We start from the raw sequence: 25,080 nt of genomic DNA, 5'->3' as shown, positions 1-25,080 counted from the left end.
CTAGAATGGCAGCATAATCATGGATAAAGAGCACTGTTCCACAATCGATTCAGCACCTTTACCCACATGTCTGTCTGTGAATACACAATTCCTTCATTGTACCACAGCGCTTTGCTTTTTTCATCTGCTTTGCAGAGGCATGTTTTCCCTAATATTGGATGATTGACTTTTTTTAAAACAGCACTATAATAAACTTATATTCATAACACGGACTGTTACTGGGGAAACCAGGCATGACCGAATTCGATTGCTTTACTGTAATCGCTTTCGGTCTTTTTTTATTTTTGTTGGGGGGTGAGAACATTGAAGGTTATCAAGAAAGTAAACAATAACGTAGCCATCGCTATTAATGAACATAACGAAGAGGTTTTTGTCGTAGGTAAAGGGGTCGGATTCCTGAAAACGCCTTACGAGCTTACGGAGACGGATTTGGTGGAGAAAATTTTCGTAGCACCGAAGAATATTCGTATGTATGACCTGCTGAACAGCATTCCGATTGAGGATATTTATCTCGCAGAGGAAGTCATCAAGCTGGGCAGTCAGATCCTGAATAAAACATTTAACCCGAATCTGCTTCTCACCCTGTCCGACCATATCAGTTTTGCTTTAACCCGAACCAAAGAAGGCATCCGTATCAAAAATCCGCTGGAATGGGAAGTACGGACACTCTATCCGGACGAGACCCGGGTGGGAGAGGCTGCGCTGAAGCTGATTCAGGAAAAAACGGATATCGCTCTGCCGACAGCCGAAACAACATTGATTGCATTACATTTTGTTAATGCACAGGTTGGATCGGGAGAGATGACGGATACCACCAAGGTAACTACAGTTACGGGCGAGATCCTGTCCGTGATCAAATATGCTCTGAAAATTGACTTTCAGGAGGATTCCATCCATTTCATGCGCTTTGCCACACATATCCGGTATTTCATTCTGAGGCAGATGAGCGGTAAGTCGCTCAAGGATGAGAATGAATCGCTTTTCCTGATGGTTAAAGAGAAGTTTCCGAAGGAACTTGCTTGTGTGGAGAAGATCGCGGATTTTCTGAAACATAATTATGGCTGGACCTGTTCCGATGATGAAAAATTATATCTAATCCTGCATATCCAACGATTAATTTCGAATGAACCAACGGAATGAACTAGTGAAGGAACTAACCGAATAATCCATATTGGACTGTTACTGATTCGATCAGGCATGACCAAGCGTAGGGAATGACGATTCCCCGGCTTGGTCATTTTTTATATAAAAATAAAATCATTTAATCTTTTGGTATAAAGGAGAAAAGTCATGAACAACAAAGACTTGGCTAAAAATATACTTGAGCATGTTGGCGGCGAGCAAAATATTTCGGGTCTTACGCACTGCGCAACCCGTTTAAGATTTGTATTGAAGAATGATAGCCGTGCAGACCTGAAGGCATTGGATCAACTGGAGGGAGTGCTCAAGGCACAGAACTCCGGGGGGCAGGTCCAGGTGGTTATCGGAGCTAAGGTAGATGCGGTATACGATGAAGTGAAGAGCCTGACTTCAGGAGAATTTGGTGGACAGGGCGAATCCGCAGATAACAGCGGGCCGAAGAAAAAACGAAACCCGGTTAACATCGTACTTGAAACGATTGCCGGCATTTTCACCCCGGTACTTCCAGCCCTCATTGGCTGCGGGATGATTAAGTGTGTGGCTACAGTAATGGCCGCACTCGGATGGATGGAAGGTTCCGGCTTCCTGACGATTATAAATATGATTGGGGATTGCATTTTCTATTTCATGCCATTCTTCCTGGCAGTAAGTGCTGCCAATCGATTTAAGACAAATCCCTACCTTGCGGTTGCACTGGCAGCAGGACTGATGCATCCAGTCATCCTTGAAGCAGCATCCAAAATTAAAGAAACAGGCGTGGATAGCATAGACTTTCTGGGGATGCCTATATTATTAATGAAATATTCATCCTCGGTCATTCCCATCATTCTGGCGGTATGGATCATGAGCTACGTGTATCCGGTAGTTAACCGAGTTATTCCCCGGTTTTTGCAAGTACTGATTACACCGATGATTGTGCTATTTATCATGGTCCCACTGGAACTCATCCTGCTTGGACCTATCGGATCTTATATTGGTGATTGGCTTACAGGTGGCATCAATTATTTGTATGGTACGGTTGGCGTTCTGGCAGGCGCAATTCTTGGGTTTTTCAAGCCGATCATGGTTATGTTTGGTATGCACTATGCGATTATGCCTATTCAGATTCAGCAGATTGCGAGTGTGGGTTCTACAATGCTCCTGCCAGCTTCATTGGCTGCCAACTTGGCACAGGCCGGCGCAGCTTTCGGTGTATTTTTCCTCACCAAGAGCAAAACGATGAAATCCGCCGCAGGTTCAAGTGGAGTGACGGCATTGTTTGGCATTACGGAGCCCGCAATCTACGGAATCACGCTTAAATATAAACGTCCGTTCTTCGCGGGATGTGTGGCTGCAGGTCTGGTTGGTGGTTATTTCAGTCTGGTTGATGCAAAGGCTACGGCCATTTCATTACCTGGTCTGCTCTCACTGGGGACCTACACAGCGGATCGTTATGTCTACATTGTTATTGGGTGTGTTGCTGCGATTGTGCTCGGATTTGTGTTTACACTTATAGCAGGAATCAAGGAAGATACGGATGGATCGAAATCGAAGGCACAGGCTACAGACGCAGTGGCTAGCAATCAATCCGCTGTTACAATGGAAACTAACGCAGCATCTTCTTTGGACATGCTGATTGTCAGTCCAATGACTGGAGAGATCAAACCGATCTCTGAGGTAGAAGATCAGGCATTTGCCCAAGAGTTAATGGGTAAAGGCATTGCAATCGTTCCGACAGATGGCAAGGTATATGCTCCATTTGACGGAGTAGTCGAAGCACTTTATCGCACCAAACACGCCATCGGATTGAAAGCTGCGAATGGTGTTGAGATCCTGATTCATATCGGGGTGGATACCGTCAGTCTGAAAGGCAAATATTTTAACGCCCATATCGAACAAGGACAGACAATCAAAGCCGGAGATTTATTGGTGGAGTTTGATCCAGAAGGCATTACGTCAGCAGGCTATAACACCATTACATCGATTGTGGTAACCAACATGCAACAGTATGGAGACGTACTGACCACAGCGACCAGCGGCCCGATCCGGGAGAGTGAACCTTTGATCAAGCTGATTTCGTAATAACTGTCCATCTTTTCACTGGTCACGCTACGAGTTACAAGCTAGATGGTCTTAATAAAAATAACACGTAATAACAGGAGGAAACTAAAATGACAAATTCCAATTTTCCAAAAGATTTTTTATGGGGCGGAGCACTTTCTTCTTGCCAAGCAGAGGGAGCATATAATGTGGATGGCAAGACCCTGACCATTCCCGAAGTGATGAAGTTTAACGAGAAGAATGATCGTAAGGTGACCAAGCAAATCAGGATCAATCGGGAGATGATTGAAGAAGCGAAGAATGACCCCGATACCGTAAAATATCCGAAGCGCCGAGGAATAGATTTCTACCATACTTTCCGTGAGGATATCGCTTTATTTGCCGAGATGGGCTTCAAAGTATTCCGTTATTCCATCTCCTGGGCCAGAGTATTTCCAGGTGGCGACGATGCTGCTCCGAATGAAAAGGCATTAGAGTTCTATGATCAGGTGATTGATGAATGTCTAAAACAGGGTATGGAGCCCCTGATCACCATCAGCCACTTTGATACACCGATTGTACTGATGGACAAGTTCGGAGGATGGTATAACCGCAAGCTAATTGATCTGTATGTGAACTATTGTGATGTGCTGTTAAATCGCTACAAGGGCAAAGTGAAATATTGGGTGACGTTCAATGAGATCAACATGAGCGTGAAAGCATCGGCCAAAACGCTGGGAATCATTGATTATGATGCTCCGAATTATGAGGAAATGCTGTTCCAGGGGTTGCATCACCAATTTGTAGCTGCGTCCAGAGCAACCAAGATGGCCCATGAGATTGATCCAAACAATCAGATCGGAAGTATGGTGGCATATTTTACGACGTATCCTTACACTTGCAAGCCGGAGGACGCACTCCAGATGCAACAGGATGATCAGATGAAAAATCAGTTCTATCTCGATGTGCTCAATAAAGGCGAGTACCCTTACTATAGTAAAACGTATTTCAAAAACAAGGAGATCCAGCTGAATATCGAGGACGGCGATCTGGATAGCATTCGCGCACACACGGCTGATTTCGTGGGGATGTCGTATTACAACTCGATGATTTCCAGCAGTGATACAGAGCAGCTCGAATTAACGGCAGGCAATGTACACAGTGTATATAAAAATCCGCATCTGCCCGCTAACGAGTGGGGTTGGCAGATTGATCCGATTGGCCTGCGATATACGCTTAATCTCGTCTATGATCGGTATCAAAAGCCTGTATTCATTCTGGAGAACAGCTCGGGCTTCTACGATAAGCTGGATGAAGACGGAACGATCAACGATCCATACCGGATTGATTTCCTGAGTAAACATATCGAACAGATGGGACTCGCCATTGCTGATGGGGTCGAAGTGTTGGGATACACGATGTGGGGGCCAATCGACATGATCAGTTCAGGGACTTCCGAGATGAGCAAACGTTACGGATTTATCTATGTGGATCAGGATGACTATGGCAATGGTACGCTGAAAAGATATCGGAAGGATTCCTTCTTCTGGTATCAGAATGTGATCCGTACCAACGGAGCAGAACTGTAACAGACCATGAACATTCTGGGTCGTATCAAAAAAATACCCGGCGGCTTGCTGATTGTTCCTATGCTGGCCGCCGCGGTCATCAACACGGTGTTTCCATCGTTTTTTCAGATCGGAGATCCAACAACAGCGCTGTTCACATCGAAAGGTACCATGGTGCTGATCGGTATGATTTTACTGATATCAGGAACACAGCTTAACTTGTCACAGCTTCTGGTGACTTTGAAGAGAGCAGGGGTGCTCTGTATTTCACGCATCCTCATCAGCTGCTTATTCGGATGGGCGTTTGTACACTTTTTTGGCATGAGTGGGGTCGGGGGAGTTTCTGCGGTAGCCTTCATTGCCGTTCTGACCAGTTGTAATCCGGGATTATATCTGGCCTTGATGAACACGTATGGAGATGATGTTGATCGTGCTGCGTTTGGCATTCTGAATCTGATCGCCGTACCGGTTATTCCGGTCATGATATTGAATTCGGCGAGTGGCGTCGGTATCGATTATCTCAGTGTACTTGCTACGCTAGTGCCTTTCTTGATCGGGATACTGCTTGGTAACCTGGACAGAAATATACAGAAGATGTTCGCTCCAGGAACACTGATTCTGCTACCTTTTCTAGGTACCAGCTTCGGGTCCAATATTGATCTGCGTATTGCATTTCAGTCCAGTCTGTCCGGCTTGCTGGTCACGGTATTATTTTTGCTGATCTGCATGTTGCCGCTGATTGGAATCGATCGCGCGATACTAAGACGGCCCGGTTACGCAGCAGCTGCGACATGTTCGGTTGCTGGATTGTCCATGGTGGTGCCTTCGATGGCTGCCGGGTTTAATCCGGCGTATGCGCCTTATGTGGACACAGCTATCGCTCAGATTGCGTTTGCCGTCATCCTGACATCGGTGACCGTGCCTTATATCGTGAAGCGTTTGGCTGGAGGAACAGCGACGGAAGCTTCTGCTTCGACAAATCACTAGAAAAAAAACAGCATGTGTTCTGTCAGGTCATGACGGATCACATGCTGTTTTGCTTTGTACATCTATATGATCTCCTGGGGGAGGAGGGGGATCGATCGGTTTATTTTACAGACCCAGCAATTGTTTAACACTTTCAGCTACAGCTTTGCTGGATTGCGGATTCTGTCCTGTGACCACGCGGCCATCTGTTGTGACATAGGAGCTGAAGGCAGCAGCCTTATCGTATTGTGCAGCGCGTTCTCTCAAAGCATCTTCCAGCAGGAAAGGAACATACTCGGTTTGTTGAGCCAATGCTTCTTCCTCATTCGTGAAGCCGGAAACCGTTTTGTCGTTGATCAAAAGCAGACCGTTGGACAGCTTCACGTTCAGCAAGGCTGTAACCCCGTGGCACACACCGGATACAACGCCACCTTTTTCATAGATATCACGAGAAAGCTCTTGAAGTTCAGCATTGTCCGGGAAATCCCACATCGTACCGTGACCGCCTGTGAAGTAGATCGCATCGTAGTCACTTGCATTCACTTCACCAGGTTTCAACGTATTTTTCAATTGGTTCATGAACGTTTCATTCTCAAAATAGGCTTTTGTGCTCTCATCGAGGGAGTCGCCCAGACTTTTCGGATCAAGAGGTACATTTCCACCTTGGGGGCTGACCAGATCGATCTGAACCTTGTCATTCTGATCAAATTCTTCAATAAAGTGAGTTGCTTCGCTCAGCCACAAGCCGGTAGGCTCGTCCTTTGTTGCATACTTATCTACATTTGTTAGAACAACCAGTATCTTTTTCATATAAAAACCTCCCGTAAAGTATATAACATTAATTTATATTAAATATCACAAAATTAAATTGTGTAAAATATATTAATAAATATAACATAACCATGTTCTAAAGTAAAATCATGAACGTATCTTCGATCGCCAATGTGACTTTCAAGCTTAGGAGTAAAGAACAATCTAGTCGTAGTAAATATGCCCTTAAGAATACATTTTTACTTATTGTGCCCAACTTAATTTACTCAAACTGTAAGCGGAGGTTGGCATGTGTAAAGGTTATCGAAATTAATTCAAATTTGATGTTAATTTGATTGAACAACTAGTTCTTTTGATTTAGAATGGCGGAAGATGCCAACAAAAAACTGGTACATATTACATATGGACTCGGAGGAACAGTCATGAAACGTTCAGGTAAATTTTTCGCTTCAACCGTAGTTGCAGCTGTTGCTGCAGTATCCATCGTCTCTTCAGCTTCAGCGAGCACAGTTTCAGTCTCCAACATCTCTAGCGTAACACCGATCAACATCAGCAGCAGTATGGATATCGAAACAGCTTTGATGATGGTTCAGAGCGAACGTACCAAATTATTGGATGTCCAACTGCAAATGCAAATTCAGGAAGTTCAGAACCGTAATCAACAGATCGCGGAGTTGAACTCTCAATTGCAGATAGCCCAGCAAAACGGGGATGAAGCAGCTGTTCAAAAGCTGAAAGGCCAAATTGATTCGTTGAGCAATTCCCAACAGATGGACATGCTTCGTCTGCAGTCCATGTCCAACAAGCGCAATGAAGCGTTTGATGTCATGACGAACTTTATCAAAAAAATGCAGGATTCAAGAACATCCATCATCGGTAACATGCGTTAAGAACGGATGATTAACTGCAACAACACAAAAAGAGCGAAGCCGGAATTTACTTTCCGAAACTTCGCTCTTTTTGTATTTCTCATTTCAATTCAACTTAGCCCGACCAGTCGCGACGCCGAGTGAACAGATCCTGCAACTCATCCGTCGACAATTCGGTAATCCAGTTCTCGGAGCTTGTGATGATGTTATCGCTGAGTTGCTGTTTGCTCTCCAACATCTCGTCGATCCGCTCCTCCAGTGTGCCAAGAGAGATGAACTTATGCACCTGAACATCCTTGGTCTGACCCATCCGGTAAGCCCGGTCGGTAGCTTGATTCTCAACAGCGGGGTTCCACCAGCGGTCAAAATGGAAGACGTGATTGGCTGCGGTCAGATTCAATCCCACACCGCCAGCCTTGATGGACAGAATGAAGACGGATGGTTGCTTGTCATCAGGCAGTGTACGGGATTGGAATTCCTCAATCATGCGATCCCGTCCCGTCTTGGACGTACCCCCGTGCAGATACAGCACAGGCTCCTGCAACTCCTGACGCAGTACCTGTTGCAGCATCTGTCCCATACCGATATATTGGGTGAAAATCAGGCATCGCTCGCCTTCGTCCCGCAATTCACGGACAAGTTCCATCAGTCGTTCCAGCTTCGCGGAGCGGCTGATCAGCATCGCCATATCCTGTGGGCTGTACACGTCATAAGCAGATGTCAGTGCACCGTCTTCGGGCAGTTCCTCCGGCAAAGCTTCTTTCGTTAGCAACAGCGGGTGGTCACACAATTGCTTAAGCTGAGTTAGGGCTGAGAGGATCGCACCTTTGCGCTTAATGCCTTCCAGTTCTTTCATTTTATCCATCAGAGCCTGTACGGACTGGTCATACAATGCACTTTGTTCGCCCGTGAGGTGAATGTAGGTCTTCATCTCGTTTTTGTCCGGCAGATCAAGCTGGATATTTGGATCTTTTTTCTTACGGCGTAGCATGAACGGTTTCACTAATTGCTGTAGATCCTGCATACGCTGCTCATCCTTATCTTTTTCTATGGCACTGATAAAGCGAGTCTGGAATGCCCGTGCACTGCCTAGATATCCTGGATTGATAAAATCATAGATCGACCACAGCTCGGACAACCGATTCTCAATCGGCGTACCTGTCATAGCAATGCGGTGTTTCGCCGGGAAGCTGCGGACGGCCAGGGATTGTTTGGTCTGTGCGTTTTTGATATTCTGTGCTTCATCAAGACAGATGCACGCCCACGTGTAAGTCTGCAACATTTCCTGATCCAGTGTAGCCGTAGCAAAGGACGTGATGATAATGTCCACCTGTTCCGTCTGCTCCCGGAATTCTTCCCCGCTTAATCGGCGGGCCCCGTAATGTAGGCTGACATTAATGGAGGGTGCGAAGCGGCTAATCTCCTTTTGCCAGTTGCCCAATACGGAAGTCGGACAGATCAGAAGTGCCGGAGCCTGTCCTGGCTTACGTGGTTCATGATCCTTGATGTGTAACAGATAGGTGATGAATTGAATGGTTTTCCCGAGACCCATATCATCGGCGAGACATGCCCCAAGGCCGAATCTGCGCAGGAAACCAAGCCATGCAAAACCTTCCTTCTGATACGATCGCAGTTCGGCATGAAGCCCTGTCGGAATGGGCAGGGAAGGCGCGCCACCTTGTCCGCCCCCCAGTTGTGCGATAACCCGATTCAGGTGTTCGTTAAGTTCAACCTCCAGCCGAATGTTCTCATTAGCCTGCGGTTGCTCTTCCTCCTCGGCCTGTTGTCCTTCCTTCCATTTCTGGTTGCGATATTCTCGTTGCTCATTGTGCAGCAGATGCAGGTGCAGAATATCCTGGAATGAGAGTCCCTGTTCCCGATCTACACCGCCCATGGCACGGCGTATCTGTTCCAGCAGGTCGGGGTCGAGCGGGACCCATTCTCCGCGGAAGCGAACCAGTCGTTCATTACGGGCAACAAGGTCGGCGAATTCATCTTCGCTGAGATCCGTATCACCAATTGCAATTCGCCAGTCAAAATGAATAATCGAGTCCAGTCCGAAGAACGACTGGCCACGCTCACTGCCTTCCTCCGGTTGTACCTTAGCGCGAAGCTTTGGTTTCTTCTTACGTGCTGCTTCCCACCAACCAGGCAGCAGAACTTGCCAGCCCGCTGCGAGCAACCGTCCGCTATCCTGCGTCAGGAACTGCCAGGCTTCCTGATCTTCCAAAGGGTCACTCAGCACATCACGTCTGCCGCTAATGGAGCTTCCCAGACGCGGCAGATGTGCACGCAGTTGATCCAGCCACCCGGCGGAACGATCCAGAATGAACGGTGTCCATACCTCTGGCCATTCCCCTTCAAGCCTACCCCGTGAATCCAGCATGACGGGTACCAATACAGCGGCATCCAGCTTATTCTGTAATACCAGTCGCAGTCGCCATGATGGCTCATCCTCATCAGGCTCCTGCAATTGCAGCATGGGCCTGAATGGTGCGGCATCCGCTTTCCAGCCAATAGATACGAGCCAGGACTGGGCGTCCATTCCGGCTGTCTTAGGGAGAGTGCCACGCTCTGGGAACAACTGCGGGAATTCACGCCGCAGATCGGTCGCAGCTTCCTCCGAACTGTACCAGCGCTGGAATACGAAGGCGGAATAGGCCGCCCCAAGTCCCTCGGCATAACTCTCGTCGGTCTGTTGAATCGCCTTGGTAAGCGATGCCCGATCCTGCTTTTTCAAGCTATCCGGGTCCCAGGTCCACTGGAGCTGTCCTGCACGATAGGCCTCGAAGCTGGGTACGTATTTGCGTTTTTCGATAGATACTGCGAGCGCGGGAGCCAGTCGAATCAGATGTTCCGCTTGTTCGTCCCACTTCCATTCAATATGAAGCAGGGTATGCATCTCGGCAAAGAAGGGAATCACTTCTTCCGCAGGCAGAACAACCAGCTCAATCTCTTCGATCTGCCGAACTTCCAGTTCGGTACCGTAGAAGGAAGGTGCATGCCAAGCGAACAATCGCTGCTTAAGCGACTGTCCTGGTACAAAGTGGTGTGTGTTGAGTGCTCCGTAAAACAAAGCATCGCCATATCCGGTTAAAGCGACGCGAACCTCAATCGTTTCAGTGTAAGGATGAAATAAGCTCATGAGATCAGTTTACCTTTCCGAAGCTCTTCCTGCAGGGCGCGCAGCCGACTGTTACGAACGGCGAGTGTGGTGATGAATTGCTCCCAGTGCGCTTCTTGCTTCATTTTTTTATAGATTTTGGACAGACGTTTCAGCAGTTTCACCGCGGCTTTGTATCCGTCCCTGTTTTTGTGTCCGATATAACGCTCCACTGCCTGATGATAGAAGGGAAGCAGCAGCTCAGGTGCATCTTTTTCGATTGGTTGCAGCATCGCTACGCGGAATTCGAGAGGTTCCGTTCCCGTACTCAGCTGAAAATCAATCCATCTGCGCCACTGTCCCCGCGAATGCATAGCATCCTCGTAGGCGGGGCGGGAGTGGGGGAGCATACTGACAAGCGTGTCCCACATACGGTTCTCTGCATCGGGCAGATGTTGAATGGCCGTATCCCATAGATGCATGTAATCATTCAAAGGTGTATTACGCCGATTCGCCAGAAGGGGGCCAAGTTGTACCAACCAATCCCCAAGTCGTTTCCATTCAGCCGAATCTGCGAGTACATGGAGAAAATGCAACAGTTGTTCTGGCGGGAAGCCGTAGGCCGAGCTTCCATGGATTAGTCGCTGCCATGCCTGATCATCCTGCCCCAGATGGAAGTGCATCCAGCTCTCCGCGAGTACCAGCGGCAAGGGCAGTGTTACGGCTTTGCTCGGTCTCTCACGACTACGTCCATTACTTTGAGCGCGATCCAAGACACTTTCACCTGACTGGGAAGGTGTCGAAGCGGCGATTATACTGCGCTCTATATCATTTAAGATAGCCTGTTCCGACGCTAACATGTCCCGCGACCCTTGAAGCCTAGGCACGATCCAGTTCAACCATAGTTGCCGATAGATCGGAGTGAAGAACATCATGCTGGCTGTTTCAGGCATCATCTGTTTGCGTAAATAAGCCGAGGTTTCGGCCAGTCTGTTCCAAAGTTGTTCAAGCTTGTTTCCCTTTAGACCCGAAAGGTCTAGTGGATGGTTAAAGATCCGCTCAATGTCTTTCAGAAGTGCATCGACCGCGAGCTGGGCAGGGTAGCTCAAGTACACGGGGGTATGCGTAATTGAGTTACGAGCCGGAGGTACGCAGAATCGGATGAGGTGCAGCTGCACATGTAGTTCAAAAAGTTGGTCCATCGCAGCGTTCAGCCTTGGCTTAATGGCATACAGCTCGTCCGTTGCTTCTTGCACGTAGGATGTGCTTGCTGTGCCGGTACCCAGCCGTCTCAGACAGGAGTGGAATAACTCATGCCATTCCGAGATTTCGAGATCGGCAAGCTCTGTTGCACGCTCCTTGATCTGGCTGTATTGGTTGTCCCGAATGTCCATATCCTGCTGTTCATCGGCATCTGCGTAGCTGGATAGTCCTGCGGACATGGCCCCGACGGATTTGGTCGTTTGTTTGAGTGCAGTACTGGAGTGTGCATTCACAATCGCATGCACAGGTCGCTCCAGTTGCTCGGCATAACTCATCAAGACAGCCGTCATATGTTTGCATACGGAACTCACCGGGCAGGTACAATGACTTGTAGACAGGGATTGCATGCTCAGGGTGACCTCATATTCTTCCGATCCTTGTACAACGGCCGAGATCCCTTGTTGTTCTGAATAGGTTAATGGTCCAACACGTTTCTGTTTATAATATTGGAATCCGCGCATGATCGTCAGGTTATTAAAATGCTCCGCAACCTGCCTGATCAACTGTTGCCACTGCGCATCATCCATTCTCATGTTATTTGGTATATTCATCATTCCATCTCCTGGGGAAAACATAGGTTCAATAGTCACCATGTCTATGACGTAATGTAATGTTGCGAATTTGTTGTATCCATCATATCAGTTATGAGCCCATCCGTGCATGGGTTATAAGAATCTCAAGTCATTTTGTACAAACATGAAGCAAGATGAACACTCAGGTGTTGTGAGCGAGCGGTATGCATGATTGCCCCATATTGTGTATGCTTATCGTATGTATTCCTTTCAGGAACGATGCAGGCCGGGGAAACGGTCATATTACAAACAACAGGAGAGAGCATATGAAAATACTTACGTTAAACACACATGCTTGGGCGGAAGAGGATCAACTGAACAAGATCAGTCAGCTGGCTGATTTTATTAATACACATCAATTCGATGTGATCTCCATGCAGGAGGTCAACCAATCCATGCAGGAAGCGGCGCTTTCTGAAGAAGAACTGGATACTTATTTTGTTACTGAATCCGACGCTGTGATTAAAAAAGACAACTATGCCTACGTCCTGCTTCAGCAGCTGACAGAGCAATATTACTGGACGTGGATTCCCGCGCATGTCGGGTTTCAAAAATACGATGAAGGACTGGCGATCCTTAGCCGGACGCCGATTAAGCAGGCTTTTGGGGATTACGTGTCCCACATGCGGGATTATAACAACTATCGTACACGCAAAATTGTGGGAATCCAGATGGTCGTCCAAGGTGAAGCAACCTGGTTTGTGAATGGACACTACAACTGGTGGGATGATGCGCAGGAACCTTTCAAGGGACAGTGGGAGTTGACGGAGAGCAAGCTTGCCCCCTACATGGACCAGCCGTTATATATAATGGGTGATTTCAATAATGTCGCGGAAGTACGTGGGGAAGGCTATGATTATATGATGAGCAAAGGCTGGAATGACCTGTACACCACAGCATTGCAAAAGGATGAAGGAGCAACCGTAGTGAAGGCCATTGCCGGCTGGGCAGATAACAAACGCGATCTTCGGATCGACTATATTTTCTCCAATCGTCCGATTCAGGCTAAATCTTCCACCGTGGTCTTGAACGGTAAAAACGGGCCGGTCGTGTCCGACCATTTTGGCGTCGTTGTGGAGATATAACCGCCATTCGACCATAAAGGTGATATCACCGCAAATACGAAACAAAGCCTCCGCTGACTTCCTGTAAAGGGAAGTGGCCGGAGGCTTTTCACATTCTAAATCATTTGTTATGTACATTTCATATCGTTTGTTCTTTCTGTTGTGGAACTGTATTGTTATTCGAGCGCCAGCATCTGATGTACAAACTTTTTCAGATTCGCGCTTGTCTCACTAAGCTGTTCGATACTTTCCATGAACTCGGTAACAAGCTTGGCCTGATCCACTGTTGCGGTTGTAATCTGACCGATCTCCTGCTCCATATGTTTCATGGAATCTTGCACGCTGCCTAGGGATGATTCGATATCAGCTGCTGCTTGCTTCGTATGATCTGACAGCTTTCGTACTTCACTGGCAACCACACCGAAGCCGGCTCCCTGATCGCCCACACGGGCTGCCTCTATCATGGCGTTTAGTCCAAGCAGATTGGTTTGTTCCGATACTTCACGAATGACGTTTGTTACTTTACTTACACTGACCGAGTTCTCTGAAGCTTTTTTGGAGTTGCGCAGAATCTCTTCCGATGTCGCGGAGAGTTCTTCGGAATGTGCCGCAATCTGCTGAATGCCGCCGACGAGCGCATTAATGGTTGTTTCATTTTCACGGATCAGCGTCTCCAGTGTCATGTGACTATCCAGTGCGTAGTTCACACCCAATATACCCACGACCTGATCGTTCTCTTTAATAGGGATTAGAATGGCATCAAAAGGTCTGCCCTGCAGATCACCAGGCATGCGTGCCACGGTACGGGAATCTCTGTTAGTCAGCATTTTGAAATGTTTATAATCATCATGCAGCTCATCCCCAACCTTCACGCCAATCTCCAGACTTTTTGCTTCGGAAAAATACAATACTTTCTCATGATCATTAATGGATATGGATATGTCGTCACGGAACATTTGGCTAACAAAAGGCATAGCATTTACCAGAGATTCAAGAGTATTCAATGTGCATCTTTCCTTCCCGATACAAAAAGTGGAATTTTTCAATCTAGTATTTATATCGGTAACGTTTTCTCGTTTTTAAACCATTGTTTAAATTTAAGTTAACCTAGAGAGAAAAGGCGACTAAATCCGATATAATTGTAAGCGTAATCAAAAATCTGTAGCCACCACCGAACATGTCAGTTATACTGGGATTATTATTCGGCTATTCAGAAGATAACCAAGGGACATACCTATTTCCCGGTAAGGGGATTACCCACCTAGGTTAAGCGCTATACTTTATTACTGCATATTAGTTTGGTGCTCTAGTGTGGACGGTATGAATGCTATGATATAAGACTTTATTTCAACAGAAGAAGGATGTGTGCCATCGATGACGACCTATTTCAGTGAACCGCAGAGCATGTATTACCGATTTGGAGAAGATCAGGATCAGGTGTTGAAGGTACTGGCCGAGAGGTATATTGGAGCCAATGCGCAGGCTGATTTTGTATATCGGGTATTCCAGAAGTCTGGTATTTTGCAAAATGAAAAAGGGCTTTATGATCTGAATTTAGGTAAACGCTTTCCTGATGCACCTAAAGACCATATGTCTTACGCAGCTGCGCTGGTCTGGGGGGATGAGGACCGGAATCTGGATGTACTGGTCCGCTGTTATGGGCCTGTTCGTTTCTATTTCAATGAGCAGATGGTCTATCGCTCTACCGTAATGGATGAGATTAGTCCTGATGCAACGGTGAAGCTCAGCATCGACATCAAGCCTGGTTGGAACACCATTTGGCTGGAAATGAAAAACACGCCTGCCGGCTTCGGCTGCCAATTTGGGTCAGATGAAGGTAAAGTGCGCATTTTGAATATATTTGCTCCATTCCAGGAGAGACAGGGGCAAGCGGGGTGGATATTCTCCCAACCGAACCCGGCCGCGAGTAAGCAACCAGACCTGCTTGGAAAAGAATCAGACTACAGCTTGAACTGGCTGCCTGAGACAGGCTGGTCTGATGAAGATAAAACCAAGCCAGCCTTCGAACGAATATTCGGAAATCTTCCTGGAAAGCATGCATATGCTTGGACCCATCTGAACAATAACGATTCAACCGGAAGTCAGGTTCGGTTGTCAGGTCAATCCTCCGGTTCTCTAAGTATATGGATTAGCGGCAAGCCTGTGGCGCAAGTGAAGGATGCGGGGCCGTTCGAGGTGAATGTACCAGCCTCTTTTGGACGGAGTGACCTGCTTGTCCGAAGTGAATGCGACGCTACGGCGGGACCTTGGCATTTTAATCTGAACGCAACCGTTTCGGGTAAGCCACTTTCACTGGAACTTCCTCAGCGTGTGCACGGTGCTACTGGAGAGTCTTGGTTATATGTCGGACCTTTTGAGTCGGAGGTTGAACCGGATTTGCAGGATCTTACCCGAACAGACCGAGTGTACCAAACGGGGCTAGAACAGACGTATTGGCGCTTAGATCGACCAGATGCTTGGATCAGACCTTATTATGAAAATGCCATGTTAAGCAACAAATGGACAGTGGGCAGTGTGACCAATTATGGTCGCTGGGATTATCCATTGGGTGTCACTGTATATGGTCTATTACGGACAGGGCGTTATTTGCAGAGACCGGACATTACACGTTATGCGGCTGAGCATGTGCAGGCTTGTACCCAGATGTATGAGTACTCATTATGGGATCGGGAGCAGTATGGTTTTCCGGCAGTCAATCAACAATTGGTCATGCTGAAAATGCTGGATAACTGCGGTTCTTTTGGTTCAGCCATGCTGGAAGCGTATTCAGAGTGTCATGAACCAACGTTTCTTCCGATTGCTGAACGGATTGCAGATTTCATGCTTTCCCGCCTGGAACGGCAGGAGGATGGGGCATTTTATCGCACATGTGTAGGGGAGTATGCCGAGAATACCATGTGGGCAGATGACCTCTATATGAGCACGCCGTTTCTCGTTCGTTATGCACGGGTGACAGGCAACTCAGCCGCATTGGATGAAGCCGCCAGACAATTTTCACTGTATCGGAAGTATCTGTTTATGCCTGAGTTTAAGATCATGTCCCATGTGTATGATTTCAAATACGGACAGGCAACGCAGATCCCATGGGGACGGGGAAATGGCTGGACACTGTTTTCCTTGACGGAGGTATTGGAAGCTTTGCCAGCAGAGCATCCTGAGCGCCCAGCCTTAATTAATTTCTTCAATGAGCTGTGTGAGGGGTACGCAGCGCTTCAAGGGGAAAGTGGCTTGTGGCATCAGGTGCTGAATGTTCCACAGACGTATGAAGAAGCCTCCTGCACGGCGATGTTTGCCTATGGTTTTGCGAGAGGTGTACGCTTTGGCTGGTTCAAAGACCCTGAAGTTTACGTCACGGCTGCCGAGCGGGCTTGGAAGGGACTCATCTGCAAAGCGATTGATCGTCAAGGGAATGTCCATGGCGTGTGCAGCGGATCACGATATGCGTTTACGGCAGAGTATTATGATCAGGACTTGCGTACCGTCACTAATGACAATCACGGAATAGGCATTATGATGCTGGCAGGGACCGAAGTGGCAAAAATGAAGAAACATCTGGCTGAGCACAGGGTGTCTTCACCTGCAGTCTCACATTCCCGACAGACCACCGAGGTCTGATTTTCGTACTATCGTTCCTATACAACAAGTTGTCTTCTACTCCACGTAATACGGTTGTATACCCGTAATTATATCTGAGACGGGAACATCACCGCCGGGAATGTTATTCCCGGTGGTTTTTGATTCCTTCAACTCCTTACTTTTTTGACAGGAAAGCTTACTTTTGTTTATGTAATGTACAGCAATGGACCGATACAATAGGTTTTGTAAGCGATTCCACAGAAGTGAAAAGGGGAGGAAATTCATTTATGATGATCACCAAAAAGTGGGTAACCCTGTTCTGCCTGTCCCTGTTATTGTTCGCTACAGCCTGTTCTGGAGGGGCCACCGATACACCATCTTCTTCTGGAGAAGCAAGTGGAAGTGAAGGAGATTCATCAGGCAAGATTGAACTGCGCATGACTTGGTGGGGATCACAGACCAGACATGATCTGACGACCAAAGTCATCCAATTGTTTGAAGAGAAACATCCGGGAATCACTATTAAACCTGAATACTCCGGTTGGGACGGTTATTTTGACAAGTTGACTACACAGGTAGCTGGCTCGAATGCACCAGATATCATCCAGATGGATTACGCATTTCTGACTGACTTTGCCCGGCGTGGTGCCTTGCTTGACCTGACCCCGTTTGCAGAGAGCAAAGAGCTGCGGACAGAGGACCATGATCAGAGCATGATTACAGCCGGATCGATTGACGATAAATTATATGCGATTACCCTCGGAGTTAACGCACCGGGTGTCATCTATGATGCCACCGTATTTCAGGAATTAGGTATCGAAGAACCACAAGAGAGCTGGACATGGAAGGATTTTGGGGATATTGCAACCAAGATTGCCGCAGCCAAAGGTGAGGGGTTCTATGGATCTGCAGACATTTCAGGTACAACCAACATGTTTGAAGTGTTTATCCGGCAATCCGGAAAAGGATTGTTCGACGGTGGCACAATGACCGCTACCAGTGAGGAGCTTCAGCAATGGTTCGATATGTGGAGCGCACTGCGCGAGAACGGTGGAGTGACCACAGCAGAGATAACAGCATCCACAACCAATGCGCTGGAGACACGTCCGATCTCACTGGGCACAGCCGCCATGGACTTTGCATGGTCCAATCAATTGCTGACATTCCAGCAGGTGAACAAAAATCAGGATCATAAACTTGGCATCCAAGTGCTTCCGCATGGTGTAGGTGAAAAGCAAATCGGTGAATATCTGAAGCCAGGCCAGTTCCTATCCGGTTATGGCAAAACCAAACATCCGAAGGAAGTTGCCATGTTCATTAATTTTATGGTCAATGATCCAGAAGCAACCGCTATTCTTGGTTCTGAACGTGGGGTGCCGGTCAATTCCAGCATTCGTGAACAGATGCAGCCTACGCTGCCGGAAGCGGAGCAAACCATTTTCCAATTTATCGATATTGTATCGAAGAACTCCAGCGAGATTGACCCGCCATACCCGCAAGGATTTGCTGAAGTGGACACAAGTTTCAAGAGCGCAAGCGAGCAGATCGCCTTCGGTCAAGGCAATACTCCAGATGTCATTGCCCAGTTTATTGAAGGAGCCAAGGCTACGCTTGGATCGAGTCAATAATAATTGAAACTGTCTCAGACTTCTAATTCTGCGGGGAGGTTGTGAAGATGACGACATCACAGGTCAGTCAAGCCCGAATCAAGCGTGTAACTACCCGGCGAGTCAAACGGAGATATGCGCATAATGGAGCCGCACTTCTATTTCTCGCCCCATGGCTTGTCGGATTGTTATTTCTAACCCTGGGTCCCATGTTGGTATCCTTGTACATTTCGTTCACCGATTACAGTATCTTGGCCGCCCCTTCCTGGGTCGGTCTGGATAACTACACCACGATGTTTACATCGGATAAACTGTTCACCCAGTCGCTCAAAGTCACCTTCACGTATGTCGCTGTATCCGTACCGGTCAAATTGATTTTCGCGTTGCTTGTAGCGATGTTGCTCAACAAAGGGATTCGAGGGCTCGGTATTTACCGGACGGTGTATTACATCCCCACATTGCTTGGAGGTAGCGTTGCGATTGCAATGTTGTGGCGTAAAATGCTGGGTGGGGACGGGCTACTCAATAGTGTGCTTGCCATGGTGGGCATTAAGGCGCCCGATTGGGTTGCTAATCCGAAGTATGCCCTGTATTCCATCGTGCTGTTATCCGTATGGCAGTTTGGATCATCCATGATTATTTTCCTGGCAGGTTTGAAGCAGATTCCACCTGAATATGATGAAGCCTCAGCGGTAGATGGTGCGGGGCCTCTGCGGAGATTCTTCTATATAACGTTGCCGATTCTGTCACCCGTCATCTTTTTCAATCTCGTGATGCAGCTGATTACGTCCTTTCAATCGTTCACACAGGCTTTTGTTATCAGTAATGGTAGCGGAGGACCAGTGAACTCAACCTTAATGTACTCTCTGTATCTGTACAAAAAAGGATTCTCATTCTTTCAGATGGGCTATGCTTCCGCGATGGCCTGGGTGCTGGTCATCCTGATTGGCGTATTTACATTGCTCGTATTCCGCAGCAGCAAGCTGTGGGTGCACTATGAGGATGGTGGGAAATCATGATTGGACAACGGAACTCTACAGCATGGGTCGTCGGCAAACATGTGTTGATCTCAGGTATCGCCTTTGTCATGCTCTACCCGATCCTCTGGATGCTGGGCAGCTCATTCAAACCGGGACATATGATCTTTACAGAGACCTGGTTTTGGCCACAAGAATGGAATTGGCAAAATTATATGAATGGCTGGTCGGGTATTCAGGGCAATCCGTTCTCCCGCTTCCTGACTAATTCTGTCATCCTGTCGCTTGGCGCCGTGCTGGGCAATGTCATCTCCTGCTCTATGGCGGCATATGCCTTCGCCCGACTGAATTTTCGTTTCAAAGCCATCTGCTTCGGCCTGATGCTCATGACGATCATGCTGCCCCATCATGTGACGCTGATCCCGCAGTATATTCTCTTCAACCACCTGGAGTGGGTGAATACGTATCTGCCGCTTGTGGTGCCAAAATGGCTGGCAACCGATGCCTTCTTCATTTTCCTCATGGTACAGTTCTTCCGGGGATTGCCCAAAGAGCTGGATGAGGCGGCTACCATCGATGGATGCGGTCCTGTGAAAATATACACCAAAATCATCATACCACTGGCTTTCCCAGCATTGGTCACTACGATGATCTTTACATTCTTGTGGACATGGGACGACTTCTTCAGTCAGTTGATCTACTTGAGTGACGTGAGCAAATATACAGTGCCGTTAGGTCTGCGCTTGTTCCTTGATTCCAGCTCTCAATCCGATTGGGGTCCGATGTTTGCCATGTCGGTGTTGTCGTTGGTGCCATGTTTCATTGTATTTATCGTGTGTCAAAAGTACTTCGTGGAAGGAATCGCGACCTCTGGGCTCAAAGGGTAATTCCAAGACGAAACGAGTTGATTTTTCCATGGGGAAAGGAAGATGGTCTTCATTTATTAATCAAAAGCTGCAACAAAGCAAGCTCTCCACGTTGATGGTGACTTGCTTTATTGCGTTTAATCTGTTGCTCGTCTCGGTTGTCGTCTGGTTGGCATATCAGTCTTTCTCTGCGGTCACGTTTGCCGAGATTAGCAAAGCACGTCTGGCTCTTCTGAACGAAAGTACACGTCGGGGATTTGATTTCATCACAGGAGTAACAGGAACCGCCTATGGTTTGGCAAGCAATCGGGAACTGTCCAATCTGCTCGAAAAGGCCGATACAGGCAGACTTGCACAGATTCACCAGCGGAGAGAGGTCTCTCGAATCCTGGATCATACCATGGTCGTGAGTGAAGGCATCACTTCCATAGAACTGTATACGGATGTCTTTAATGAAGTGACAGTCACTATGGCTGATCGCATATTTCCGTTGGACACCATCGCACACGACTCTTGGTTTGCTACGCTGGAAAAGGCTGATGCGGCTTGGGTTCCGCTGCGTGAGAACGAATCAGGCCAATCCCTGGTCGGATACGCCCAACGGATTTTCGATAGTCGAGGTGGAACGGTTGCCTATGTGCTCATTCGACTGAGCAGAGCGGACATCGTACGCAGGTTTGCCGATGTACCCATGGTGCTTGATGGAAAAGTCCTGTTGGTAGATACGGCTGGTAATGTCGTAATGCAGATGGGGAGAGTTGATCCAGTAGAGGAGAATGTACAGCGCGATAAAAATGAAGCGAGTAAAATTCAAGAAACGGGTGAGGCTGTAAACCCATCTTCTTCTATTGTAGATAGTGCATGGATTCAGGAACATGTCCAACCAGGTGCAGACGGATACGAAGTGGTTTCCGGCCAACCCGGAGGTGCTCAGTTGGTGCTGTACTCCAGGCCAGCAATGCTTCAGTGGCGCCTCGTTCAGACTATTCCGGTATATACACTGTTATCTCCGCTCAGACAAGCGGGCTGGCAGATCCTCGGCATCGCGGTGCTGGGACTATTATGCTCGGCTGTGCTTGCGTACCTGTTTGTAAGGCAGATCATCCGCCCTCTGCGACAATTGATCAAGCGAATGAGACAACTGGAGAAAGGTGACTTTGATACCCGGGTGCAACTTTCGTTTACGGAGGAATATGCCCATTTGGCTTATGGCTTTAATCACATGGCTTCACAGCTCACGACGCTGATGGAACAGGTGAAGGATGAGAGCCGGGCTAAGCGTGAAGCCCAGACGGGCTTGCTTGAGGCCCAGATCAAACCCCATTTTCTATACAACACCCTCGACATGATCCACTGGCGCGCACTTGATTACGAAGCCAAGGATATCAGTCGCATGATTGTACAACTCAGTAAGCTGTTACGGATCGGACTGAGTGGAGGGAGATTGTTTATACGGGTTCGTGATGAGTTGGAACATGCCCGTTGCTACGTCAACATACAGTCAGAGCGGCTACCGTTCTCCATTCAATATCAGGAGCAGATCGATCCACGTATTCGCGGTTGTTACATTCCCAAAATCATTTTGCAGCCCTTTATCGAAAATGCCGTTATGCACGGACACCCTGAAGAAGGTACACTTCGAATTCAGGTGCTTATGCACGAAGAGATTGGCCCGCATGAGAACATCGTCATTCGTATCACGGATAATGGGCGGGGGTTGCCGGAGGGGTGGAAACTCGAAGAGACGTGTGGCATCGGTGTACGGAATGTACATCAGCGCATCCAGCTTTATTGTGGGAAGAGGTATGGCGTTCAACTGAGCGATAGAGAGTCAGGTGGCGTGGAAGTGACCATTACGCTGCCGCGTATTGAGACCGACGAGCAATTAAATCTATGGCTGGACGGTGAAAAATGATGAAGACCATTATGCTTGTTGATGACGATCCTCATATTGTAAAGGCATTAACAGATCATATCGATTGGCCTTCTCTGGGCCTCAGCATTGCAGGCACTGCTTCCAATGGCTTGGATGCGCTGGACCTGTTTCACCGCATGCATCCAGATGTTGTTATGACTGACGTCTATCTACCGGGGATGACCGGGCTTGAGATCACACAGACGTTACGACGTGATCATCCCCACCTGCCGATCATCATTCTTAGTGGATATGACGAATTCGAGAACGCCCGGGCAGCCATGCGCTGGGGTGTGAATCACTTTTTGCTGAAGCCGGCAGAGGTTGAGGAGATTGAGTCTGTGCTGCGGGAGGTGTTACTGGAACAAGATGTGCGAGAGCGGCATGAGCGGCTGGAGCAGACGTACAAGCAGGAGGTTGGACGGGTACTTCCGTATTTGCGCAAACAATTTCTTCACGAACTGCTGACTACGCGATATCGGGCAGACGAGCTGCCTAAAGAACGCATGGACTATATAGGCATTCATATGTCCTCACAGACACGCGCCATTAGTCTGCAACTGAATCGCCCCGTATTTTTGACACGGATGAAAGAACGGGATTGGCAGCTTCTCCGCTATGGGGCGGCCGATATTATTCAGGAGACGGTGAAGGAGCATGCAGCGCGAATGAATGGTCAGGTAGAGATTGTTGATTATTCGGATCAGGTATTTGTGTTGCTTCTATTAGGAGATAAAGATCATCTGGAGGAATGCCTGCCACTTGTGGAGCGAATGATCGATCAGATCTTTACGTATTTGAAAATTGAAGTGAGTGCTGGAATCGGAAGATCCAAAAGTCACCCATGTGAGGTGATAGATTCCTATCTCGAGAGCAGGGAAGCGGTGGAAACAGCAGAGTTTCAAGGTGGAAGTCGTATCTACCACTATGAAGCATCAGAGGATACAGAACCAAGTGTGACCGATTATTCATTATTGCTTCGTCAATGGAATGAGGCTTGGGCGGATATTCGACCTGACCTGGCGGAAGAGGTATGGCATCATATTTGCCTTTTGCTGAAAGAGGGGAAATGTGTTGGGATACAGGATGTACAGGTTGTGGCCGTCAGTCTGTTTGACACATTGATGCATAGCTGGAACCGACTTCACCCTATGTTAGCGCCACCGCTGGCGATGAGTGATTTTCTGCGTGAAATTCAATCGAAATATGCTTTGCATGATCTGGTAAGCTGGATGGATCGTATTATCTGCGACTGGCTGGAACAGATACGTAAGGAGATGGGCGAGAAGAAAAGCAATAAACTTATCGAGCAGGTGAAACAGTATGTAGAGCTTCATTACGCCGAAGAGATTAGTTTTGAAGCTATAGCCAAGGGGCTGTTCGTACATCCGAAGTATCTGAGTCAACTGTTCAAAAGGGTGACCGGTGAGAATTTCGTGAGTTATTTGAACGGGTACCGGATTCAGAGAGCGTTGGAACTGTTGCAGTCGGGACATTACATGGTATATGAGGTGAGCGAGATGACGGGGTTCCGTAATGCGACGTATTTCAGCCAAGTGTTCAAAATGCTTACGGGCAAGAGCCCGTCTGAGGTGGGGTAGAGCGATACAGGTACAGTAATTATACAAAGCGGAAGAGGAGGTATGGTTCTTATGATGATTGATCAGCAGGAATATTACATTAAAGGCTTATCTTACTCCATTAGATCGGCAGAGGAAAAGGATGCTGAGACCTTGTCTTCACTACGTGTACAAATCGATGGGGAAACCGAGAACATGGATCGTGAAGAGGGCGAGGCGTATATCGACGCAGCAGGGTTTAGGCGGATCATCCATTTGGACACTGAGAAGTCACGGAATCTATTCCTTGTTGCTGTAGTGGCGGACGAGATTGTGGGATACTCCCGATGTGAAGGTAAAGAGCTGAAGCGCTTTTGCCATAAAGTTGAGTTCGGCGTGTGTGTAGCCCGAGAGTTCTGGGGATATGGGATTGGCAAGAGCTTGCTGGAGAAGTCGATAGAATGGGCAGACCAGACTGGTGTAGAGAAGATGACGTTGAACGTGCTGGCATCCAATGAAAAGGCAATCGAGTTATACGAAAAGAGTGGCTTTGGGATCGAAGGGATTTTGAAAAAGGATCGTCGACACGCGGATGGACAGTATCACGACACGATAGTGATGGGCAGGTTCAGAGACTAATAGCATAAAAAGTGAGTACAATCGATATAAGCCCACAGCTTATGGAGTTTAATTATTAGATTTGATACCGACATAATAGGTAGCAGTGTTATTGAGTAGATGTATTATGTTTCTTATCTTATAGAACGAATGTAATGATGTTGAATGAGTCTGTTCACAACCTATATTGAGATATTGAGATAGATTAGACCGGTGAGTGTATATAGGATATAGTAAGAGGATATTGCCATTGGAAAAAGAGATTATGAAGAGATTGAATCAAATATATAGTTAGTTTTCTAATGGGATATTTTACAAGTAGTAATTATGTTGTGTATATGATATATTCTATTTCCGGCCAAAAAAACACGAGAAACAAAGTGCCGCAGGAAAAACAAATAAGCTTCGAAAGAAACTTAAAAAAAGAGCTTGCTAAGTTGGTTCGGAAGTGTTATGATATAAAAGTTGCTGAGGAGAATAATGCTTGGTAACGAAACAAGTTTGATCTTTGAAAACTGAACAACGAGTGAGTAAACATTCTGCTTGCAGAATGAACGCGAAAGTTTGAGACAAGCCTTGGTTTGGGTCGACTGGAGCACAAATGAG

Annotated in this window: 17 protein-coding genes; 13 read left to right on the top strand and 4 right to left on the bottom strand. The window is 47.5% G+C overall.

All coding sequences use genetic code 11. The features are described from left to right. The first annotated feature begins 303 nt into the window (after positions 1 to 303). The 4 genes from D829_RS0122440 to D829_RS0122425 all read left to right on the top strand — a co-directional run bounded on the left by D829_RS0122440 (position 304) and on the right by D829_RS0122425 (position 5,714). A complete protein-coding gene (locus D829_RS0122440) occupies positions 304 to 1,140 on the top strand; it encodes a PRD domain-containing protein (RefSeq protein ID WP_017691161.1) in 837 nt (278 codons plus the stop codon). Positions 1,141 to 1,290: 150 nt separating this feature from the next. After that, complete coding sequence (locus D829_RS0122435; RefSeq protein ID WP_017691160.1) at positions 1,291 to 3,201, top strand: beta-glucoside-specific PTS transporter subunit IIABC; 1,911 nt, start codon at positions 1,291 to 1,293, stop codon at positions 3,199 to 3,201. Positions 3,202 to 3,290: 89 nt separating this feature from the next. Continuing rightward, on the top strand, positions 3,291 to 4,748 hold the full coding sequence (locus tag D829_RS0122430) for a family 1 glycosylhydrolase (protein ID WP_017691159.1): 1,458 nt from the start codon (positions 3,291 to 3,293) through the stop codon (positions 4,746 to 4,748). Between the two features lie 6 nt (positions 4,749 to 4,754). Beyond that, complete coding sequence (locus tag D829_RS0122425) at positions 4,755 to 5,714, top strand: 2-keto-3-deoxygluconate permease (RefSeq protein WP_017691158.1); 960 nt, start codon at positions 4,755 to 4,757, stop codon at positions 5,712 to 5,714. A 105-nt stretch (positions 5,715 to 5,819) separates the two neighbouring features. Here D829_RS0122425 and D829_RS0122420 read toward each other — a convergent pair whose 3' ends face one another. Then, entirely contained in the window at positions 5,820 to 6,503 is a 684-nt protein-coding gene (locus tag D829_RS0122420; protein ID WP_017691157.1) for a type 1 glutamine amidotransferase domain-containing protein, read from the bottom strand. A 383-nt stretch (positions 6,504 to 6,886) separates the two neighbouring features. Between D829_RS0122420 and D829_RS0122415 the strand changes: the two genes are divergently transcribed. After that, the gene (locus D829_RS0122415; RefSeq protein WP_017691156.1) at positions 6,887 to 7,354 is read left to right on the top strand and encodes a hypothetical protein; all 468 of its coding nucleotides are present in this window, start codon (positions 6,887 to 6,889) and stop codon (positions 7,352 to 7,354) included. A 94-nt stretch (positions 7,355 to 7,448) separates the two neighbouring features. Here D829_RS0122415 and D829_RS0122410 read toward each other — a convergent pair whose 3' ends face one another. Both D829_RS0122410 and D829_RS0122405 read right to left on the bottom strand, forming a co-directional pair. Then, complete coding sequence (locus D829_RS0122410; protein ID WP_017691155.1) at positions 7,449 to 10,478, bottom strand: DEAD/DEAH box helicase; 3,030 nt, start codon at positions 10,476 to 10,478, stop codon at positions 7,449 to 7,451. Further along, entirely contained in the window at positions 10,475 to 12,253 is a 1,779-nt protein-coding gene (locus D829_RS0122405) for an SWIM zinc finger family protein (RefSeq protein WP_036662014.1), read from the bottom strand. The genes D829_RS0122410 and D829_RS0122405 overlap by 4 nt, the downstream gene beginning before the upstream one ends. 284 nt (positions 12,254 to 12,537) lie before the next feature. On the opposite strand from D829_RS0122405, the gene D829_RS0122400 reads away from it, so the two are divergent. Then, positions 12,538 to 13,356 carry an endonuclease/exonuclease/phosphatase family protein gene (locus D829_RS0122400; protein WP_017691153.1) on the top strand — a complete coding sequence of 273 codons (819 nt, stop codon included), beginning with the start codon at positions 12,538 to 12,540 and terminating at the stop codon, positions 13,354 to 13,356. A gap of 155 nt (positions 13,357 to 13,511) precedes the next feature. On the opposite strand, the gene D829_RS0122395 is transcribed toward D829_RS0122400, so the two are convergent. Further along, the gene (locus tag D829_RS0122395) at positions 13,512 to 14,339 is read right to left on the bottom strand and encodes a methyl-accepting chemotaxis protein (RefSeq protein ID WP_017691152.1); all 828 of its coding nucleotides are present in this window, start codon (positions 14,337 to 14,339) and stop codon (positions 13,512 to 13,514) included. A gap of 370 nt (positions 14,340 to 14,709) precedes the next feature. On the opposite strand from D829_RS0122395, the gene D829_RS0122390 reads away from it, so the two are divergent. From D829_RS0122390 to D829_RS0122360, 7 genes are all read left to right on the top strand, one after another. Next, positions 14,710 to 16,971, top strand: coding sequence for a glycoside hydrolase family 88 protein (locus D829_RS0122390; RefSeq protein ID WP_017691151.1), 2,262 nt, complete (start codon positions 14,710 to 14,712; stop codon positions 16,969 to 16,971). A 248-nt stretch (positions 16,972 to 17,219) separates the two neighbouring features. Next, complete coding sequence (locus D829_RS31715; RefSeq protein ID WP_017691150.1) at positions 17,220 to 18,560, top strand: ABC transporter substrate-binding protein; 1,341 nt, start codon at positions 17,220 to 17,222, stop codon at positions 18,558 to 18,560. A 47-nt stretch (positions 18,561 to 18,607) separates the two neighbouring features. Next, a complete protein-coding gene (locus D829_RS0122380; protein WP_017691149.1) occupies positions 18,608 to 19,558 on the top strand; it encodes a sugar ABC transporter permease in 951 nt (316 codons plus the stop codon). After that, positions 19,555 to 20,403, top strand: a complete 849-nt coding sequence (locus D829_RS0122375) for a carbohydrate ABC transporter permease (RefSeq protein ID WP_017691148.1) — start codon at positions 19,555 to 19,557, stop codon at positions 20,401 to 20,403. Before D829_RS0122380 ends, D829_RS0122375 begins: the two co-directional genes overlap by 4 nt. A 28-nt stretch (positions 20,404 to 20,431) precedes the next feature. Next, positions 20,432 to 22,297, top strand: a complete 1,866-nt coding sequence (locus D829_RS0122370; RefSeq protein WP_017691147.1) for a histidine kinase — start codon at positions 20,432 to 20,434, stop codon at positions 22,295 to 22,297. Further along, on the top strand, positions 22,294 to 23,898 hold the full coding sequence (locus D829_RS0122365) for a response regulator (protein ID WP_017691146.1): 1,605 nt from the start codon (positions 22,294 to 22,296) through the stop codon (positions 23,896 to 23,898). The genes D829_RS0122370 and D829_RS0122365 overlap by 4 nt, the downstream gene beginning before the upstream one ends. A gap of 51 nt (positions 23,899 to 23,949) precedes the next feature. Then, positions 23,950 to 24,495: a GNAT family N-acetyltransferase gene (locus tag D829_RS0122360; RefSeq protein WP_017691145.1), complete on the top strand. Its 546-nt coding sequence runs from the start codon at positions 23,950 to 23,952 to the stop codon at positions 24,493 to 24,495. Positions 24,496 to 25,080 lie beyond the last annotated feature (585 nt).

The sequence above is a fragment of the Paenibacillus sp. PAMC 26794 genome (assembly GCF_000316035.1).
Classification (GTDB): domain Bacteria; phylum Bacillota; class Bacilli; order Paenibacillales; family Paenibacillaceae; genus Paenibacillus.
The sequence above is the reverse complement of the archived record's forward strand: the minus strand, read 5'-3'. Positions and strand labels throughout refer to the sequence as shown.